Genomic DNA, 17,820 nt, shown 5'->3' with positions numbered 1-17,820 from the left:
GCAACGGGCCTCCCGTCTGTGGTCTCGGTGCCGTCAGCCGACCTCGTCACCGGACGGCAGCGCGCCGCACCAGTCGACGGAGCCCGCGTCGATGCTCGCCTCGAGCGCGCCGGAGGCCGCGTCGACGATGCTCACGAGCTCGCCGGTCGCCGACTTCGTCGCGACCGCGACGAACTGGCTGTTCGGGGACGGGCAGACCGCGGTGACGCTCGCGTCGTCCGGGATCGTCACCGGCAGCCGGGAGGCCCGTCCCCCGTCCACCCGCACGATCCGTGCCGCGATGGTGCCGTCCGACCGCACGTCCCCCAGCACCCGCAGGTACGTGTCGTCGGACAGCTGGGCGATGCGGCCGAGGACGGCCGCGTCGGTGCTCGCGGCGGGCGCCTGCAGCGCCGACTTCGACCCGTCGGTCAGGTCCAGCCGCTCGATCCTGGTGCCCGTCTCCACGACGGCGGTGGTGCCGGTGCCGACGAAGCCGTGCAGGTAGGTGGCGCTGCCGAGCCGGACCGGGTCGGCACGCCCGCTCATGTCGACGAGCACCAGGTCGTCGCTGCCCGTCCGGACCAGCGCGCTCTCGGTCCGCGGCACGTAGGCCCACTGCCCGACCGTCATCGGCACGGCCCCCGTCTTCGGCTTGCCGTTCGCCGCGATCGCCGTGGGCATGTGGGTGCCCGTCATGTCGACCACGTACAGGCCGGTGTTCCGGGACTGCCCGGTCGAGGTGTCGGCGTACTCGAACCCGAACGAGGCCCCGTCGTCGGCGACGTGGAGCGCCGTGACGCGGCCCTCGGCGGTCGGCAGGGTGAGGTGTTCGACGGGGGCGTCGGCGTCCTGCACGCCACCGCTCAGCGCCACGATGTCCACGGACGAGCTGGCGTCCGTGCCGCTCACGACGACCAGGGAACGGCCGAGCCGGGCGTACTCGGAGATCGCGGTGCCTTCGTAGACGGTGGTGGCGCCGCCCGCATCGAGGGAGCGTCGGACGATGCGGTCCTTCGCCCCGGCCTGCCCGGGCACGAGTGCGAGCACGTCGGTGCTGCCGGTGCGGATCGCCGCGGTCAGGTCGGACGTGGCGCGCTGCCCGGGTGCCCGGACGTCCGCGACCGTCACGGTGTACTCGCGGTCGTAGGCCAGGGGTCCGGCGAACTCGACGGCGATGGTGTTGCCGCTCGAGGTCACGGTGTGCGCCGCAGCCGGGCTGACCCGGACGTCGGCGGCGGCGACCTTCTGCAGCGCCTGGTTCGCCGTGAGGATCACCCGCTGGGCCGGCCGGGTGACGAGACCGGTCGCGTCGTAGGACACGTCGCGGAGCCGCGGGCCCTGCTGCGAGCCGACGACCGCGGCGAGCGCGGCGACCACGGCGAGGACCACCACGACGGCGACGTACCGGCGGTGGAAGCGGTGTGCGACGGGGCGGCGCTCGCGGCGCTGGTCTCCGTGGTGCTGGTCTCCCCGGCGCTCAGAACTCATACGGGTCCTCGGGCTGGGCGATGTCGGTGATCTTCGCGGCCTTGACGACGATGCGGGCGTCGGCGGACTGGTCCGGGTTGGCGGCCAGGGCCCCGCGGACGGTGACCCACTGCCCCTCGTCGGGGACGGTCCCGGTGCCGTCGCCGGTCACGACACCGAGGCCGACCGGTTGTGCGTCCACGGCGCAGCAGCTGATCACGAAGCGAGTGAGGGTGAAGGACCCGTCGTCGCCCGGCACCACGAAGCCGGTCAGTTCGACCTGCTTGCCGACCAGGGCCGTGGTGTCCGTGGTCTGTCGGATCAGCGCGGCCCAGTCCTTGACGCCGTACTCCGAGGTGTCGACGCCCTCGCTGCCGAGCAGCTGCACCGCGGACTCCGAGCCGGTGGCGTTGGACAGGGTCGCGGCGTCCACGCTCCGCTGCTGGGCGGTGCGGGCGGACAGCGTCGTCGGCGGCAGGACGAGCATCGCGACGGTGACGCCGATCGTGACGACGGCGGCGGCTCCGCCGAGGGCGAGGCGGACGGCGCGACCGCTGCCTCCCGTCCGCTGCTGCTGGTGCAGATCGAGGTCGTCCTCGTCGTCGCCGTGGGTGTGGCCGTGGCCCCGGGCGATGACGACGAGTGCGGCGATCGACGCGGGCACCCCGACGGCGGCGAGCACGACCGTGAACACCGAGTACCGCGGGTTGATGTACAGGTCGAGGTGCCCGACCAGCGCGAGCCACAGCGTGCAGAGGGCGGCGGCCAGCACCGACCCGAGACCCAGGTACGCGGCCGCGTTGCTGCGTGCATCAGACGAGGACATTCATCACCAACCCGACGGCTCCGGCGAACAGGACGCACACGACGGACAGCAGCACCAGGAAGCGGACCCGGAACGTCGTGCGCAGCAGGGCGATCATCTTGACGTCGATGATCGGCCCGATGATCAGGAAGGCCGTGATCGACCCGGGCAGGAACGTCGACGCGAAGGACAGCGCGAAGAAGGCGTCGACGTTCGAGCAGAGCGACACCGTCATCGCCAGCAGCATCATCGCCGCGACGGACAGCACCGGGTTCGAGCCGACGGCCACCAGGGTCGATCGGGGCACGGCGACCTGGATCGCCGCGGCCAGGCCGGCACCGACGAACAGTGCCGGCATCATCGTCGCCGTCTCGCCGCCGAACTGCGCGGCGCTCTGCCGCCAGCGGTGCAGGCCGCGGGGCGCTCCGACGGCCGCACGGCACCGGGCCTCGAAGGCGGGGAGCAGCAGGTCGGCCGGACGGCGGTGCGCGGCGACGATCCAGCCGACGAGGTTCGCGATGACGAACCCGCCGACGATGCGCACCGGCAGGATCCACCCGGACCAACCGAACGCCTGCGCGGTGCTGATGATGACGAGCGGGTTGAGGATCGGGGCCGCGACGAGGAACGTGACGGCCTCGGCAGGCGTGAACCCACGCATCATCAGGCCGCGGGCGAGGGGCACGTTCCCGCACTCGCACACCGGGAAGAGCATGCCGATCAGGGAGATCACGGCGCGACGGCCGAAGGCGTTCTGCGGCAGGACCTTCTCGAGCGCGCCGACCGGCACCCAGACCTCGACGACGATCGACAGCACGATGCCGAGCACCACGAACGGCAGGGACTCGACGACGACGCTGATCGCCAGCGTGAGGAAGTCCTGCACGACGTCCGGCAGCCCGGTCGACCCGATGCTCGGGGAGAACAGCCGGATGCCCAGCAGGACGATGACGGCGAGCAGCACCAGGCCGGGGCCGGTGAGGCTCCGGGTGCGCTGCGGCGGCCGCGTGGTCGTCGTCACCGGGCCAGGATAGGTGACGCCTCCTGCCCGGGGCTGCGCACGGGGCGGCTCAACCCGCGGTGACGCCGGCCAGGTGCCGGTCGAGCACGTCGATCGCCCAGTCGCCGGACTCCCCCGGAGCCAGTCGGACGACCTGCATCGCGAGCCCGTCCAGGAGCGCGTGCAGACGGCAGGCCTCGTACTCCCGGTCGTCCGCTGGTACCCCGAGCAACCCGAGGACCTCCTCGCACCACGTCCGCATCGCCGCGACGGTCCGGTCGAGCGTCGGCCGGAGCCCGACGTCGGTGAGCGCGGCGTTGCCGAGTGCCAGGTAGACCTCGAGCTCGATGACCCGCTCCTCGTCGAGGGGCAGCAGTTCGAGCACGATCCGGCGTGCGCGTCGGGCGGGCGTGAGGTCAGCCGGGATGGCGTCGATGCGCTCGCGGATCCGGTCGAACACGAGCGTGATGGTGTGCTCGCGGACGCTCGCCTGGGTCGGGAACGTGTAGCGGACCGTGCTCGGCGGCAGTCCGGCCTCGGCGGCGACGTTCCGCACGCTCAACGCTCCGAGCCCGTCGCGCACGAGGACCCGGCACGCCGCCTCGGACACGGTGCGGCGCCGTTCGTCGACGTCCATGCTCCTGGCCACGACGCCATACTCGCACAGTCGTACGAACTCGTGCTACCGTCGAGGTCGTTGTCGCACAGTCGTACGACAACGAGAACGAACGACTCCCGCAGGAAAGGACATCGTCATGGCATGGGCAATCCTCGTGCTCAGCGGCGTGCTCGAGGCCGTCTGGGCCACCGCCCTCAGCGCCTCGAACGGCTTCAAGAAGGTCGTCCCCACGATCGTGTTCGTCGCCGGGATGGCCCTGAGCATGGTCGGGCTGGCGTTCGCGATGAAGAGCATCCCCGTCGGCACCGCCTACGCCGTCTGGGTCGGCATCGGGGCGTCCCTGACCGTGGTCGTCGCGATCCTCCGTCGACAGGAGGCCGCGTCCTTCGCCCGCCTCGCCCTGGTCTTCGGCCTGGTGGCGTGCGTCATCGGCCTGAAGGTGGTGAGCTGACGTGGCCTGGATCGTCCTGTTCGTCAGCGCCGCACTCGAGACCGTCTGGGCGACCGCCCTCGGCGAGAGCGACGGCTTCACCGAGCTCCGCCCGACGGTCGTGTTCGCCGTCACGATCGTGATCAGCCTGGTCGCCTTCGGCTACGTCCTCAAGCACATACCGATCAGCACGGCGTACGCGGTGTGGACCGGTACCGGTGCCGCCCTCACCGTGCTCTGGGGCATGGCCACCGGCGCGGAGCCCGTCACCGTCCTGCGCCTGCTGTTCATCGCCGGCATCGTCGGGTGCGTCGTCGGCCTCAAGCTCGTGCCGGCCCGCCCCGCCGCCGACCTCACGCGCTGAGCGACAGCTCACGCACCAGCGATCCTGTGAGGTGTCGCTGACCCCGTGAGGCGAGTGCGGTCCGAGAACGCGCGCCGAGACGGACGGGAGGCCCGGTGCCAGCTGGCACCGGGCCTCCCGGCGGATCTGGGGTCACGCCCACCGCGCATGGTGAGCAGCAATGGTCGGGTCACCTCGCGGGATCCGACCGCTCCTGCTCACGAAGCGAGCGCTGGGAGCGTCAGACGGACGCGCCCGTCCACTCGTCCTCGGCGGCGACGTGGTCGCTGCCGACCGTGCCGGCCGCCATCGCGGCAGCAGCACGTGCCGCGTGCGACGGCGGGTCCGACGGGACGTCGGCGGGGCGACCCTCGTCGTTCAGCTTGCGCAGCTCCGGCACGATGTCCGTGGCCAGGATGTCGATCTGCTCGAGCACCGTCTTGAGCGGCAGGCCGGCGTGGTCGATGAGGAACAGCTGGCGCTGGTAGTGGCCGACGTGGTCCTTCATCGCCGCGTACCGGTCGATGACCTGCTGCGGCGAACCGACGGTGAGCGGGGTCTGGGCGGTGAAGTCCTCCATCGAGGGGCCGTGGCCGTAGACCGGGGCGTTGTCGAAGTAGGGCCGGAACTCGTTGATCGCGTCCTGCGAGTTCTTCCGCGCGAAGAATTGCCCACCGAGCCCGACGATCGCCTGGTCGGCGCGGCCGTGCCCGTAGTGCTCGAAGCGCTGGCGGTACAGGCCGACCATCTGCTCGGTGTGCTGGATCGGCCAGAAGATGTTGTTGTGGAAGAAGCCGTCACCGTAGTAGGCCGCCTGCTCGGCGATCTCCGGCGTGCGGATCGAGCCGTGCCAGACGAACGGCGGGACACCGTCGAGCGGACGCGGGGTCGAGGTGAAGCCCTGCAGCGGCGTGCGGAACTTGCCCTGCCAGTTGACGACGTCGTTCTCCCAGAGCTGGCGGACGAGTGCGTAGTTCTCGATCGCCAGGTTGACGCCCTGGCGGATGTCCTGCCCGAACCACGGGTAGACGGGGCCGGTGTTGCCGCGGCCCATCATCAGGTCCATGCGGCCGTCGGACACGACCTGGAGCATCGCGTACTCCTCGGCGATGCGCACCGGGTCGTTCGTGGTGATCAGGGTCGTCGACGTGGACAGCGTGATGTCCTTCGTCTTCGCCGCCAGGTAGGCGAGCAGCGTGGTCGGCGACGAGGCCACGAACGGCGGGTTGTGGTGCTCACCGGTCGCGAAGACGTCGAGCCCGGCCTGGTCGGCGTGCTCGGCGATCGTCAGGATGTCGCGGACGCGCCGGGTGTCGTCCGGCGTGGTGCCGGTCGTGGGGTCGGTCGTGACGTCACTGACCGTGAAGATGCCGAACTGCATGATGCGCCGCCTTTCGCGATTTCGATGCGTTTGCATCGACTTGCTGGGTACAACGTAGCGCACGGCGTGGCATTCCCGCCAGGCTCGCGCCCGTCAGTCGGGCGGCCTGGAGGCCCGGCTCGGCTCCCCGGGTCAGCGGGCGGCGGGCAACGTGGCCGGGTCGGTGCGCGCGGCATGGTGCATCCCGTCGAGGAACCACACGATGGTCACGACCGCCAGGACGCTCGCGCTGGACGCCAACCGCCCCGCCACCAGGATCGCGGCGTGGTCGTACGCGCCGTCACCGGTCAGGCCGACCACGAGCGCCGCGACACCGATCACCAGCGTGAGCCCGGTCGCGACGAGGAGCACGACGCTCACCACCCGCCGAGGCCCCCGCCGACCGTCACGGTCGCCCCGGAGCCCGCGGTCGACCCGGGGTCCGACCGCGCGGACGATCCCGAGCCAGAACATCGCGATCGCGCACGCGCCGATGATGTCGCTGACCCGGTGCCAGCCGTAGACCACGGTCTGGTTCGCCACGAAGACCGCGTACCCGACGCCGACGATGGTCACCAGCGGGCGGAACCGACGAGGCGTGACCATCAGGACCGCGAACAGCGCCGCCAGTGCGATCGTCGCGTGCCCGGACGGGAACGAGTTCGGCGTCGTCGACTGAGCGATCTCAGGGCGCACGGCGATACGCTTGACGAGCGTCGAGGTGGCCGCCGACGCGAGCACCACGACCCCCGCGCCGAGTCCCACCGAGAGCCGCCGTCTGGCGAACGCCACGGCGACGATCACGACGACGAGCAACAGGATCACCGGCACCGAGATGACGTTGAGCGCAGTGTCCGAGCTGAACAGGTCGGACTCCCGGACCCCGCCGAGCGCGGCGTCCTCCGCTTTCTGACCGACCGGGGTCAGCACCGCGACCCCGTAGACGAGAGGCACGATCACGAACCCCAGAGCCGCCAGCGCAGCCCACCGCCCCCGCCGCGAGACCCACGGTCCGCGCGACTCGGATGCACTGCGCTCGGGTGTCAAGGTCACCGGGCTGGTCCTCCTCGGAGTGGTCGTCGTCGGGCTCGTCGCACGAATGGCGGCGGCGCTGCGATTGGGTCGGTCGGGGTCCGACACGATACCGTTGGAGCACCGGCCGGAGGCTGGGAACCGCACCCCCGTCGGCCGTGCACTGCGCGCTGACACGAGGGGATCGGTGATCCCCGCCGGGCCGTCGCACCACGCGGGACCGACGCACGTCGCGTCGGCAGTGTACGAGGAGGAAACCGAAGTGGCCATCAAGGAACCGGGCATCATCGCCTCGCCGAACCGGGGTCTCGCACTCACGGCCGGCGGCGTCCTCGCACTCTGGGGCGTCCTGGGCTTCTTCTTCGCCGCCGACGGCGACCCGGGCTTCTTCAACCGCCAGGGCGGCATGCTGTGGAACGCGTTCGGCGTCAACCCGGCGCTCTGCCTGGTGTGGGTGCTGCTCGCCGCGGTGCTGCTCATCACCGGCCTCGGCAACACCGTCGGATCGCGCAACGGCAACCTGCTCGTCGGCGTCCTGCTCGTCCTCTTCGCGGTGTACGGCTTCGTCTTCGTCGACACCTCGGCCAACGTCTTCGCCCTGAACACGACGGACAACGTGTTCCACGCCATCGTCGGTGTGCTCCTGCTGCTCACCGCGCTCGGTGCCGACAAGGAGAACCTCCGCGCGCTGCGAGCGGCGCGCGCCTGACGCACCCGCTCGACTGCACTCCCGACGCCCGTCTGCCGCTCCGGCAGGCGGGCGTCGTCGCGTGCGCGGGGGCGGGGCGTTTCGGCGGGGTGGTCCGGCGGGGGTGTCGTCCGGCGGGGGGGGTGGTCCGGCGGGGGTGTCGTGCGGTCACGACTCCCCGCTCAGGTGCGTCGGCCGGTCACGAACTGTCGGATGCGGAGTGTCCAGGCGACGACGAGTGACCGCTCGGCGCAGGACCGACGGGGAGTCGTGACCGCTCGGCAGCGTGCGTCCGGGCATACAGGCGCGCGTGCCCGGCGGCGTGAGGCCGAAGCGGACTCAACGGGTCAGTCGGACGCGTCAGTCGGCGTCGGAGTCGGCGTCGGGCTGCTTCTTCGGGGCCTCGAGCTCGGTGGCGACGATGCGGGGCGCCTCGGACATGAAGCGTCGGACGTCCAGGTCGACGATGATGTCCTGCGGCCGGAGCGGCCGGGTGAGGAACAGCCCCTCGAGCGAGGTCAGCCGCGACAACGCCACGTACGTCTGGCCCGCGCTGAACACCCGGTTGCCGAGGTCGACCACGGCCCGGTCGTAGGTGCTGCCCTGGGACTTGTGGATGGTCACGGCCCAGGCGAGCCGGAGGGGGAACTGCTGGAACTCCCCTACGGTGTCCTTCTTGAGTTCCTTCTTGTCCGCGTCGTACGAGTACTTGAACTTCTCCCACACCGACGGCTGGACCTCGAACGACTCACCGTCGACGTCGACCCACACCGTGTCGCGGATGGCCGTCACGATGCCCAGGGTGCCGTTCACCCAGCGCTGGTCGGCGTCGTTGCGCAGGAACATCACGTGCGCGCCGGGCTTCAACTCGAGGGCTTCGTCGGCCGGGAAGTTCCGTCCGCCGAAGTCCCCGTTCACGTCGGCCTTGGCGGTCTTCACCTTGCCGGGCAGCCGCTCGAGGGCCGCCTTGTTGATCCGGGCGACCGTGTCGTTGCGGGTCGCCAGGGTGATGGCGTCGTCCGGAGCCGGACGTGCCCCGGCGGTGTTCAGCTGCTCGGCGATGTCCGCGGTGACCCGACCGTGCCGGACGGCGGTGAGCATCGCGGCGAAGGCGTCGTCGCGCTGCCGGTGCACCGTGGCGAGCTCGATGATGTTGAGCTCGGCCTCGAGCCACACCTTGGCGTCGAAGAACCACATCGACCGGTAGTGGTCGGTGAAGTAGGCGCGCTCGTCGGCGTCGCCGGGCACCGGGGGCAGCTGGTACGGGTCGCCGAACATCACGACCTGCACACCGCCGAACGGCTCGAACTGCCGACCGCGGGCCTTGCGGAGCGACCGGTCCATGCCGTCGAGCAGGTCGGCGTTGACCATCGAGACCTCGTCGATGACCAGGGTGTCGATCGTGTTGAGCAGCTTGCGGGTGTCCGGGCCCTGCCGCAGCTCGGCGTCGGCGATGAGCCCGATCGGCAGCCGGAACAGGGAGTGGATCGTCTGGCCGCCGACGTTGAGCGCAGCGACCCCCGTCGGGGCGCAGATGACGACCTGCTTCTCGGTGTTCCACGACAGGTGGTTGAGGAGCGTGGACTTGCCCGTGCCGGCCCGCCCGGTGATGAACACGTGGTCACGGGTGTGCTCGATGTACTCGAAGACCGCGCGCTGTTCGTCGCTGAGCTCGATGCTCATCGGGCGTCCGCCCCGGGCGAGGGTTCGAGGTCGTCGCTGCCGTCGTCGAAGTCCAGATCGTCCTGGTCAACCCGGGAAGCGGGCTCGGCGGCGGCGGTCGGACCGGCCACAGCTGCGTCGCCGGCAGCAACTGCGTCATCGGCGTCGGCCGGGTCTCCCCCGTCACGCCGCAGCCGCACGAGCACCACCACGACCACGGTCACCAGGAGCAGCACCCCGGCGACGATCAGCACCAGGCCCGCCCGGGCCTGGTCGACGAGCGGATCGGGCCCCCACGTCCGGCCCATCGCGCCGAACCACGACGCCTGCAGCAGCCCGAGCGGCCCGCGCATCGCGATCCCGAGCGAGACGATGCCCGCCGCGATCACCAGCGCCCCGACGATCCGGACCGCGGCGGCAGCCGTGGTCGGGCGACGGTGCCCGGCAGGGACCGGTGTGCAGAGCGTCGGGACGGCCAGCAGCCCGACCAACAGGAACACGGCGTCGCTGACGGTACGACCGGTGGGGTCGCTCACCGACCACCGGACGGCATCGGTGGCGAAGAAGGCCCACCACAGGGCCGCCGCGAGCAGGAACGCGGGGAACGGCTGGGCCAGGTACCGCACGGAGGGGTGCTCGACGATGACGTCGGTCCACTCACGCACCCCCGTGCTGTCGTCGTTCCGGGGGTGCACGGCGGCGCGGATCAACGCGACGGGTGCCGCCGCCCACACCAGAGCGGGGACCACCAGGCCGAGCAGCACGTGGGCACCGACGTTCGCCGAGACGAGGAACCGGTCGTACTGATGCAGCGAGCCCGAGGTCGCGACCACCAGGGACACGACCGCCAGGGCCGCGGCGATCGAGCGACGCGCCGGCCACCGCACGCCGCTCCGCCGCAGTCGCACGACGCCGGCCACGTAGGTCGCGGCGAGCAGCACGGCGGCCATCAGCCAGAACAGGTCGATGTTCCACTGGGTCAGCCAGCCCCACGCACCGGGCGCGTGCGGCAGCAGGTCGTCGGTCAGGAGCTCCGCCGGGCTCGGGTCGGTGGTCTTGCTCAGGGCGATCTGGTCGACCGGGGTGGCGGTCCGTCCGAGTGCCGCGGCGAACCCCGACGCCACACCCATCACCGCGAGTTCGACGACGATGAGGGTCCAGAAGGGCCGCTGCCGACCGGGCGAGGTGGTCAGCGCACGGATGGCCCGACGGCGCTGCACCGCGCCGAGGACCCCGATGGCGACGATCGCGCCGATCTTCACCAGGACGAGCGTGCCGTACGGGGTGAACAGGTTCGACAGCGCCCCGACGCGGATCTGCGCCGACGCAGTGCCGGATACGGCAACGAGCACGAAGCAGCCGAGGGCGATGCTCGAGTACCGGGCTACGACCACGGCCAACCGGTCGCCGGGCAGCACCCCGCGCAGCAGCACGAGCATGACGAGCCCACCGACCCACAGCGCCGCACCGACCAGGTGCAGCCCCAGTGCCGTCACGGCGGCGTCGTGGCTGGCGGTGCCGGCGGCGTGGCCCTGCTGCGCGAGCGGGATGAGGCCGATCATCGAGACCGCGGCGGTCAGGGCGACCATGCCCCGCGAACGGACGGCGAAGCACAGCACCGTGACGGCCGCGGCGACGAGGACGGTCACGAGCCAGGCGAGCCCGAGCTCGGTGCCGGTGAGGAAGACCCCCATCGACTGCCCGAACTGCTCGTCGATGCTGATGCGCGAACCGGCGACGCTGAGGAACGTGCAGAACGTGGCGACGGCCGACGCGACCGTCCAGACACCACTGGCCCCGGCGGCGACGTCGATCGCGCGGTTCCACTCGGGGCCGGAGCGCGAGAGGCCGATGGTCGCCAGTGCGAGCCCACCGATCGTGGTGGCCGCGGACAGGTCGACGACGAGCCGGGCGATCGGCAGGCCGAAGCGGACGACGGGCCCGGGGTCGGCGATGAGTGCGGGGTTCGCTCCCCCACCGATGACGAGTGCCGTGAGCAGCGCCACGAACCCGACGAGCAGGAGCACGGCGGGACCGGCGATGCGCGCGATCCGATTCACCCGTCAAGCCTAGGCGGTGCCCACCCGGCCGACGGACGGGGCGGGCCGATCTGTGCAAACCGGCACGGGCCTCCAGGCCAGGACCCGCGCACCACGCGCCCGCGCGCCCCGGGAACGACGAAAGGGACGGCCGAAGCCGTCCCTCCCGATGCGCGGAACAGTCTTACTTGACCGCAGCCTTGAGCTTCGAGCCGGCGCTGACCTTGACCGAGTCGCTCGCGGCGATCTCGATGGCGTCGCCCGTCTGCGGGTTGCGGCCGGTGCGGGCGGCGCGGTGCGTCTTCTCGAAGGCGATCCAACCGGGGATCGTGACCTTCGTGCCGTCGGCGACGGACGACGAGACGACGCTGAAGAGCGCGTCGACGACGCCGTTGACGGTGGCCTGGCTCTGGCCGGACTCAGCGGCGACGGCAGCGACGAGCTCGGTGCGGTTCAGTGACTTGTCAGCCATGGATGTCCTCCTCGGACTTCTTGCAGTATCGGTCGGACGCACGTGTCGTCCGGCGCCCGGAGCGGGTGCCCCGTGCCACGGTGCCAGTGGGCCGAGGGCCCGGCGGAACCGGAGTTGAACCTACCAGCCGCCGGGGGTGAAAACCGCCGACTCGCCCGGATTTCCGGGGTTGTCGGGGCTCCGAGGGGGTGCTGGAGGGGCAGATGTGACGAATGACGGCTCGCATGTACCCCGTACACAGCGAACGCCCCGCCACCAGGAGGTGACGGGGCGTCGTGTACTGCGAGTGCTTACCAGGAGCTCTTCGTGATGCCGGGGAGCTCGCCGCGGTGGGCCATGTCACGGAAACGGACACGGCTGATGCCGAACTCACCGAGGTGGCCACGGGGGCGGCCGTCGATGGCGTCGCGGTTGCGGTAGCGGATGGGCGATGCGTCGCGGGGCAGCTTCTGCAGGCCCACGCGGGCGGCCTCACGCGACTCGTCGGTGCCGTTCGGGTCCACGAGGGCCTTCTTCAGCTCGAGACGACGCTCGGCGTAGCGCGCGATGATGACGGCACGCTGGTTGTTCTTCGCGATCTTGCTCTTCTTCGCCATGCTTAGCGCTCCTCACGGAAGTCGACGTGCTTGCGGATCACCGGGTCGTACTTCTTCAGCACGAGTCGGTCGGGGTTGTTCCGACGGTTCTTCTTGGTCACGTAGGTGAACCCGGTGCCCGCCGTCGAGCGGAGCTTGATGATCGGACGGATGTCCTGACCCTTTTTCGCCATCAGATCTTCTCCCCACGGGCGAGGAGATCCTTGACGACGGACTCGATGCCACGTGCGTCGATCACCTTGATGCCCTTCGCGCTGAGCGTGAGCGTGACGTTACGACGAAGCGAGGGCACGTAGTACGTCTTCTTCTGCACGTTCGGGTCGAAGCGACGCTTCGTCCGGCGGTGCGAGTGCGAGATGTTGTGACCGAAGCCGGGAACGGCGCCGGTCACCTGGCACACTGCTGCCATGGTTTCCTCCTGAGTACCGTGCGACCGGACGGCCGCACCCAAGTTCACTTGCCTGGTGCACACGCGCAGTGCCACCGGGGTGGCCGTGCGAGGGGGTTGTGTGCACCGCCCAGGTCCGCATCCCCTGTCGAAGGAGAGCCGGACACCGCGCGACCGCGGCGTTCGCGACGGTCGGAGGGCTTGGAACAACGGGTCCGCCGCGCGGACGCGGAGAACCAGGGGTCCACGTTACGCGAGGACCGGGCGTGTCGCAAGCCGCGCCTCCAGTCTGGAGGCCCGTGGCGGCCGACCGTCCCGCTCACGTGACCCCGTTGGTCACCCCCGCCGCCCGCGATCGTGAGCAGGAACGGTCGGGTCGGGCACCTCGACCCGACCGTTCCTGCTCACGAAGTGGACGAACCGCCCTCCGCGGCACGACCACGGGGGAGCCCGACCGGTGCCATGAGCAGGTACCGCTCCCGCCGGATCCAGTACAGGCCCGTCTCCCGCCGCTCAGCCCTGGTGGCGAACCGGTAGTGGAACATCCGTGCACGGACCCAGCGCGGCGGTTCCCCGTCGAACGGGTCGTCGGCGAGCAGCCGCAGCGTGGGCCGGTCGGCCTCGAGCAGCCGCACGACGAACACCCGGAACCACCGGTCGTCGGCACCGAGGGCCAGGAACCACATCAGCCAGTCGAGCCGCAGGTGGTACGGCGCGAACTGCCCGGGCCGACGCCTCGGGTCGCCCGGCTTGCCGCGGAACTCGTACGGTTGCCAGTCCTCGTCAGACGGGTCCTCGGCCAGGGTCCCCTCGACGATGACCTCGTCGCGCTGCTGCGTCACGCTGCCGAAGGCACCGTAGGCGTTCGCCAGGTGCCACCGGTTGAACGAGGCGTTCATGAGCTGCCGCCGCGACACCAGGTTCTTCGCGGCCGGCCAGGACAACCAGGCGAGCAGCAGCCCGACGGCGACCGTCACCGCGACGAAGGAGACCGGCGTCGCGGTCGGCCCGGCCTCGACGCTGTCGTGCAGCCAGGGCAGCACCGCCGCCACCGACCGGTCGTCGATCGCGGCGAAGGCCAGGACGAGGGTGATCCAGTTCAGCCAGGCGAAGTTGCCGGAGACCACCAACCAGAGCTGGGTGAGCAGGACGAGGGCGGCGGCGATCGACGCCACGGGCTGCGGCGCGAAGAGGAAGAACGGTACGACCAGCTGCACGAAGTGGCTGCCGAGCGTCTCGAACCGGTGCACGGGGCGGGGCAGCAGGTGGGCCGTCCGCGACACCGGGTTCGGCATCGGCTGCGTCTCGTGGTGGTAGTACAGCGCCGTCAGGTCACGCCAGGAGCGGTCCCCGCGCATCTTGATCATGCCGGCACCGAACTCGAGCCGGAACACCAGCCAGCGCAGCGCGACGAGCACGACGATCGGCGGCGCGACGTCGTCGGAGCCGAGGAACGCGACGGTGAACAGCGTCTCGACCAGCAGGGACTCCCACCCGAAGGCCCAGAAGGTCTGTCCGACGTCGGAGATCGACAGGTACGCCAGCCAGAGCAGCAGGAAGCACAGCATCGGCACCCACCAGGGGGCCCGTTGCGGGACACCGGCGACCAGGGCGAAGGACACCACCGCTCCCCCGCCTGCGAGCAGCCGCAACCGTCGGTCGGTGTAGCGCCACCACCGCCAGACCACCGGCAGCCGACGGGCGTACGGGCGCTCCATGAACCGGGGCACCGGGAGCAGGCCGTGTTCCCCGACGAGCGCCGGGAACTGTGCGAGGGCGGACAGGAAGGCGAGGCAGGCGATCGCCGCGACGCCGCGCTGCAGCACGAACCGGGCGACGTCGTAGTCGGACGCGCCGGCCCACTGCGTCCAGGCTGCGAGGTCCACGGGCGGGACGCTACGCGGGGCGGGCTGCGGTCCGTCTCGGCGTCATGCCCGACGCGTCGCCGACGGCGCGCGTCGTCGACGGCGTGTGTGGCCTACGGCGCCTGCGTCGGCTTGGGCGCGAGTGCCCGCACCATCAGCTCGCCGAGCTGCTGCGGCGCCGTGAACATCGGCCAGTGGCCGGTCTCGAGCCCGACGATGGAGAGTTCCTCGGTCGCGACGAGCTCGGCCGCCCAGGCCTGGTGGTCCGCCACCATCGCCAGCAGCTCGGCGGCGGGGATCTCGCAGGTGATGATCGTCGCGGGGATCGTGTGCCGTGCGGGGTCGGCGTAGTGGAACCGGTCCGACGGCACCGAGGCCGGCTCGGGGATCGCCCGGTGCTCGACGTCCTGCCGGACCTCGGGCGTCATGCCCCGGACGGTGGCGGGTTCCCAGATGTCCCACGACGGCAGCGGCACGACCCCGTCGACCACGGGCAGCTCGTCGTTGACGCACCCGCCTTCGGGCCCCGGGAACGTGTCGACGTAGAGCAGGTGCGCGACGAGCGACGGGCGCTGGTCGGCGGCCATGTACGCGATCGGCCCGGCACCCGAGTGTCCGGCGAGCACGACGGGTTCGTCGGCGGACGCGACGTCGTCCAGGATCGCGACCAACGCGGCGACCTGCTCGTCGAGCGTGTCGCCATCGCGCGTGACGGCCTGCACCGAGTGCCCGGCTTCCCGGAGCACCGGGGCGACGTCGTCCCACGCGCTCGCGTCGAGCCAGAACCCGGGGACCAGGATGACGTGCATGCGGGGCAGGTTACTCGTCGGTGGCGGCGGTCGCGCGGGCTGCCGTGCAGACGGCGCACTCGCCGAAGATGTCGACGACGTGACTGGCGTTGGTGAACCCGTTGGCGGCGGCGACGTCCTGCGCCCACTGCTCCACCGGGTCCGCCTCGATCTCGACGGTCCGGCCGCAGTTCCGGCAGATCAGGTGGTGGTGGTGCGCGTCCGTCGTGCACGCCCGGTACAGCGATTCGCCGTCCTGCTGCAGCGAGTCGGCATCACCCTCGGTGGCCAGGTCGGCGAGCGCCCGGTAGACGGTGGCCAGACCGATGGTCGATCCCTCGTCCCGCAGGTGCTGGTGCAGCGCCTGCGCACTCACGAACCCCTCGGTCGAGTCGAGGGCTCCGCGCACCGCTTCGCGCTGCCACGTGTTCCGCTTGGTCTTCTGCACGGCGTTCATGCTGACACCTCTTCCTTCCGACCGGCTGTCGACGTCGTCCCTGCCTGGAGGCCCGGCTCGCCCCCGCCACGCTGGCTCCGGCCGGCGACGCGGTTGCGTCCCCGCTTGTCGCGTCGCGACCCGATGATCCGGCAGACCACCCAGATCGCGAACGAGATGGTCGTCACGTACGGGCTGATCGGCAGGCCGCCGCCCAGTGCGAGCAGGATGCCACCGACGACCGACGTCACCGCGAACACCGTCGACAGCACCGGCACGACGACCGGGTGGGAGCTGAGCCGCAGGGCCGCGGCCGCCGGGGTGACGAGCAGCGACAGCACGAGCAACGCTCCGACGATCTGCACCGACACGGCGGTGGCCAGTCCGAGCACGAGCATGAACACGATCGCGAGGGTCCGCACCGGGATCCCCGCGGCCGCAGCCACGTCGGGGTCGACCGAGGCGAACATCAGCGGGCGCCAGATGACGAGCAGCGTCGCCACGACGATCGCGGCGACCACGATCAGGAACGTCAGCTGCGGGTTGTCGACCGAGACGATCTGCCCGGTGAGCAACCCGAACTTGTTGGCGGCCCGGCCCTTGTAGAGCGCCAGGCAGAGGATGCCGAGCCCGAGCCCGAACGGCATCAGGACGGCGATGATCGAGTTGCGTTCCCGGGCACGCGACCCGAGGAGACCGATGAGCAGGGCGGCGATGACCGACCCGACGAGCGATCCGGACACCACGTTCACCCCGAGCAGCAGCGAGGCACTGGCCCCGGCGAACGAGAGCTCCGAGATGCCGTGCACGGCGAACGGCATGTTCCGGGCGACGACGAACGGGCCGATGAGGCCGCCGACGATGCCGAGCACCGCGCCGGCCCAGATCGAGTTCTGCACGAGCACGAGGAGCTCGCCGTAGTCCTGGAACGAGAAGACGGTCGACAGCAGGTCCATCAGATCCGCCCTTCGTCGGGCTGATCGGCGTGCGGGTCGACCTCGCCCGGGTGGTGCTCGTGGGCCTCGTTGGCCCCGACGATGACGATGCGTCCCATGGTGCGGACGACGTCGACGGGCGTGCCGTACAGGTCGCTGAGCACGTCGGCACGCAGGACCTCGTCTGGTGAACCGATCCGGAACCGACCGCCGGCGATGTAGAGGACCCGGTCGACGACGTCGAGGATCGGGTTCACGTCGTGCGTCACGAAGAGCACGGCGGCCTCGCGCTGCCGGCGCTCGCGGTCGATGAGCTCGGTGATCCCGCGCTGGTGCCGCAGGTCGAGCGAGATGAGGGGTTCGTCGCACAGCAGCAGGGCGGGGTCGGCGGCGATGGCCTGCCCGACGCGGGTGCGCTGCTGCTCGCCGCCGGAGAGCTCGGCGACGGGGGCGTCCGCGAAGGCGGTGGCGCCGACCTCGTCGAGGACCCGGTCGATGCGCATCCGGTCAGCCTTCGACGCGCGCCGGATGCCCCACCGGTGCCCGGTCACGCCCTGGGCGATCATGTCCCGCGCGCGCAGGGGCGTCCCCGCCTCCATCAGGCGCTGCTGCGGGATGTAGCCGATCTTCCGGTGGCCGCGGTGCACCGGCTGCCCGAGGAACGACATCGTGCCGCTCGTGAGCCGCTGCTGCCCGAGGACGGTGCGGAGCAGTGAGGTCTTGCCGGCGCCGTTCGGGCCGAGGACCGCGACGAACTCCCCCGGCGCGAGGTCGAGGTCGAGGCCTGCCCAGAGCTTCCGGGCGCCGTAGGACAACCCGGCGTCGCGGAGCGCGAGGACCGGACGAGCCGCAGCCCGGTCGTCCACCGTGGTGGTCGCCGGGCCGTGGGTCGCCGCTGCTGCGGTCGAGGTCG

The 17,820-nt window shown here is 71.2% G+C and carries 20 protein-coding genes; 3 read left to right on the top strand and 17 right to left on the bottom strand.

Annotated elements, in window-relative coordinates:
* Positions 1–33 precede the first annotated feature (33 nt).
* From BIU91_RS07740 to BIU91_RS07725, 4 genes are read right to left on the bottom strand one after another with little or no spacing between them, the layout of a single operon-like run.
* A complete protein-coding gene (locus tag BIU91_RS07740; protein WP_071414694.1) occupies positions 34–1,470 on the bottom strand; it encodes a hypothetical protein in 1,437 nt (478 codons plus the stop codon).
* Positions 1,460–2,275: a TIGR03943 family protein gene (locus BIU91_RS07735; RefSeq protein WP_071404918.1), complete on the bottom strand. Its 816-nt coding sequence runs from the start codon at positions 2,273–2,275 to the stop codon at positions 1,460–1,462. Before BIU91_RS07735 ends, BIU91_RS07740 begins: the two co-directional genes overlap by 11 nt.
* Positions 2,262–3,275 carry a permease gene (locus BIU91_RS07730; RefSeq protein WP_071404917.1) on the bottom strand — a complete coding sequence of 338 codons (1,014 nt, stop codon included), beginning with the start codon at positions 3,273–3,275 and terminating at the stop codon, positions 2,262–2,264. The genes BIU91_RS07735 and BIU91_RS07730 overlap by 14 nt, the downstream gene beginning before the upstream one ends.
* A gap of 49 nt (positions 3,276–3,324) precedes the next feature.
* Positions 3,325–3,903, bottom strand: a complete 579-nt coding sequence (locus tag BIU91_RS07725) for a TetR/AcrR family transcriptional regulator (RefSeq protein ID WP_071404916.1) — start codon at positions 3,901–3,903, stop codon at positions 3,325–3,327.
* 106 nt (positions 3,904–4,009) lie between these two features.
* Between BIU91_RS07725 and BIU91_RS07720 the strand changes: the two genes are divergently transcribed.
* Complete coding sequence (locus BIU91_RS07720) at positions 4,010–4,324, top strand: multidrug efflux SMR transporter (protein WP_027464946.1); 315 nt, start codon at positions 4,010–4,012, stop codon at positions 4,322–4,324.
* A 1-nt stretch (position 4,325) separates the two neighbouring features.
* On the top strand, positions 4,326–4,667 hold the full coding sequence (locus BIU91_RS07715; RefSeq protein WP_071404915.1) for a multidrug efflux SMR transporter: 342 nt from the start codon (positions 4,326–4,328) through the stop codon (positions 4,665–4,667).
* Positions 4,668–4,887: 220 nt separating this feature from the next.
* Here the strand turns inward: BIU91_RS07715 and BIU91_RS07710 are convergent, their stop codons facing one another.
* Together BIU91_RS07710 and BIU91_RS18140 are read right to left on the bottom strand one after the other, a co-directional pair.
* On the bottom strand, positions 4,888–6,027 hold the full coding sequence (locus tag BIU91_RS07710) for a CE1758 family FMN-dependent luciferase-like monooxygenase (protein WP_071404914.1): 1,140 nt from the start codon (positions 6,025–6,027) through the stop codon (positions 4,888–4,890).
* Between the two features lie 132 nt (positions 6,028–6,159).
* Positions 6,160–7,059, bottom strand: a complete 900-nt coding sequence (locus BIU91_RS18140) for a phosphatase PAP2 family protein (RefSeq protein ID WP_171907797.1) — start codon at positions 7,057–7,059, stop codon at positions 6,160–6,162.
* A gap of 241 nt (positions 7,060–7,300) precedes the next feature.
* Between BIU91_RS18140 and BIU91_RS07700 the strand changes: the two genes are divergently transcribed.
* Entirely contained in the window at positions 7,301–7,747 is a 447-nt protein-coding gene (locus BIU91_RS07700) for a DUF4383 domain-containing protein (protein ID WP_171907796.1), read from the top strand.
* Positions 7,748–8,086: 339 nt separating this feature from the next.
* On the opposite strand, the gene BIU91_RS07695 is transcribed toward BIU91_RS07700, so the two are convergent.
* The 11 genes from BIU91_RS07695 to BIU91_RS07645 all read right to left on the bottom strand — a co-directional run bounded on the left by BIU91_RS07695 (position 8,087) and on the right by BIU91_RS07645 (position 17,773).
* Positions 8,087–9,409, bottom strand: a complete 1,323-nt coding sequence (locus tag BIU91_RS07695) for an AAA family ATPase (protein WP_071404912.1) — start codon at positions 9,407–9,409, stop codon at positions 8,087–8,089.
* Positions 9,406–11,448, bottom strand: coding sequence for a cytochrome c oxidase assembly protein (locus BIU91_RS07690; protein ID WP_071404911.1), 2,043 nt, complete (start codon positions 11,446–11,448; stop codon positions 9,406–9,408). The genes BIU91_RS07695 and BIU91_RS07690 overlap by 4 nt, the downstream gene beginning before the upstream one ends.
* Positions 11,449–11,611: 163 nt before the next feature.
* Positions 11,612–11,899: an HU family DNA-binding protein gene (locus BIU91_RS07685; RefSeq protein ID WP_017886454.1), complete on the bottom strand. Its 288-nt coding sequence runs from the start codon at positions 11,897–11,899 to the stop codon at positions 11,612–11,614.
* Between the two features lie 290 nt (positions 11,900–12,189).
* Positions 12,190–12,495: a 30S ribosomal protein S14 gene (rpsN, locus tag BIU91_RS07680; protein ID WP_017886455.1), complete on the bottom strand. Its 306-nt coding sequence runs from the start codon at positions 12,493–12,495 to the stop codon at positions 12,190–12,192.
* A gap of 2 nt (positions 12,496–12,497) precedes the next feature.
* Positions 12,498–12,668, bottom strand: coding sequence for a 50S ribosomal protein L33 (gene rpmG / locus BIU91_RS07675; protein ID WP_017886456.1), 171 nt, complete (start codon positions 12,666–12,668; stop codon positions 12,498–12,500).
* A complete protein-coding gene (gene rpmB / locus BIU91_RS07670) occupies positions 12,668–12,904 on the bottom strand; it encodes a 50S ribosomal protein L28 (protein WP_027464952.1) in 237 nt (78 codons plus the stop codon). Before rpmB ends, rpmG begins: the two co-directional genes overlap by 1 nt.
* A gap of 383 nt (positions 12,905–13,287) precedes the next feature.
* A complete protein-coding gene (locus BIU91_RS07665; RefSeq protein ID WP_071404910.1) occupies positions 13,288–14,769 on the bottom strand; it encodes a lipase maturation factor family protein in 1,482 nt (493 codons plus the stop codon).
* Between the two features lie 92 nt (positions 14,770–14,861).
* Positions 14,862–15,557 carry an alpha/beta hydrolase gene (locus BIU91_RS07660; RefSeq protein ID WP_071404909.1) on the bottom strand — a complete coding sequence of 232 codons (696 nt, stop codon included), beginning with the start codon at positions 15,555–15,557 and terminating at the stop codon, positions 14,862–14,864.
* Positions 15,558–15,567: 10 nt separating this feature from the next.
* Positions 15,568–15,993, bottom strand: coding sequence for a transcriptional repressor (locus tag BIU91_RS07655; protein WP_027464954.1), 426 nt, complete (start codon positions 15,991–15,993; stop codon positions 15,568–15,570).
* Positions 15,990–16,928 (bottom strand): metal ABC transporter permease, encoded by a 939-nt coding sequence (locus BIU91_RS07650; RefSeq protein WP_071404908.1) that lies wholly within the window; start codon positions 16,926–16,928, stop codon positions 15,990–15,992. Before BIU91_RS07650 ends, BIU91_RS07655 begins: the two co-directional genes overlap by 4 nt.
* Positions 16,928–17,773: an ATP-binding cassette domain-containing protein gene (locus BIU91_RS07645; RefSeq protein WP_051596603.1), complete on the bottom strand. Its 846-nt coding sequence runs from the start codon at positions 17,771–17,773 to the stop codon at positions 16,928–16,930. Before BIU91_RS07645 ends, BIU91_RS07650 begins: the two co-directional genes overlap by 1 nt.
* Positions 17,774–17,820: the final 47 nt, after the last annotated feature.

The organism is Curtobacterium sp. MMLR14_002, assembly GCF_001864975.1.
Lineage (GTDB): Bacteria > Actinomycetota > Actinomycetes > Actinomycetales > Microbacteriaceae > Curtobacterium > Curtobacterium flaccumfaciens.
The sequence above is the reverse complement of the archived record's forward strand: the minus strand, read 5'-3'. Positions and strand labels throughout refer to the sequence as shown.

Bases quoted from the DNA above. Each gene is read 5' to 3' on its own strand.
- BIU91_RS07740 (WP_071414694.1), bottom strand. From the start codon at position 1,470: ATGAGTTCTGAGCGCCGGGGAGACCAGCACCACGGAGACCAGCGCCGC.
- BIU91_RS07735 (WP_071404918.1), bottom strand. From the start codon at position 2,275: ATGTCCTCGTCTGATGCACGCAGCAACGCGGCCGCGTACCTGGGTCTC.
- BIU91_RS07720 (WP_027464946.1), top strand. From the start codon at position 4,010: ATGGCATGGGCAATCCTCGTGCTCAGCGGCGTGCTCGAGGCCGTCTGG.
- BIU91_RS07710 (WP_071404914.1), bottom strand. From the start codon at position 6,027: ATGCAGTTCGGCATCTTCACGGTCAGTGACGTCACGACCGACCCCACG.
- BIU91_RS07695 (WP_071404912.1), bottom strand. From the start codon at position 9,409: ATGAGCATCGAGCTCAGCGACGAACAGCGCGCGGTCTTCGAGTACATC.
- BIU91_RS07685 (WP_017886454.1), bottom strand. From the start codon at position 11,899: ATGGCTGACAAGTCACTGAACCGCACCGAGCTCGTCGCTGCCGTCGCC.
- rpsN (WP_017886455.1), bottom strand. From the start codon at position 12,495: ATGGCGAAGAAGAGCAAGATCGCGAAGAACAACCAGCGTGCCGTCATC.
- rpmG (WP_017886456.1), bottom strand. From the start codon at position 12,668: ATGGCGAAAAAGGGTCAGGACATCCGTCCGATCATCAAGCTCCGCTCG.
- rpmB (WP_027464952.1), bottom strand. From the start codon at position 12,904: ATGGCAGCAGTGTGCCAGGTGACCGGCGCCGTTCCCGGCTTCGGTCAC.
- BIU91_RS07660 (WP_071404909.1), bottom strand. From the start codon at position 15,557: ATGCACGTCATCCTGGTCCCCGGGTTCTGGCTCGACGCGAGCGCGTGG.
- BIU91_RS07655 (WP_027464954.1), bottom strand. From the start codon at position 15,993: ATGAACGCCGTGCAGAAGACCAAGCGGAACACGTGGCAGCGCGAAGCG.
- BIU91_RS07650 (WP_071404908.1), bottom strand. From the start codon at position 16,928: ATGGACCTGCTGTCGACCGTCTTCTCGTTCCAGGACTACGGCGAGCTC.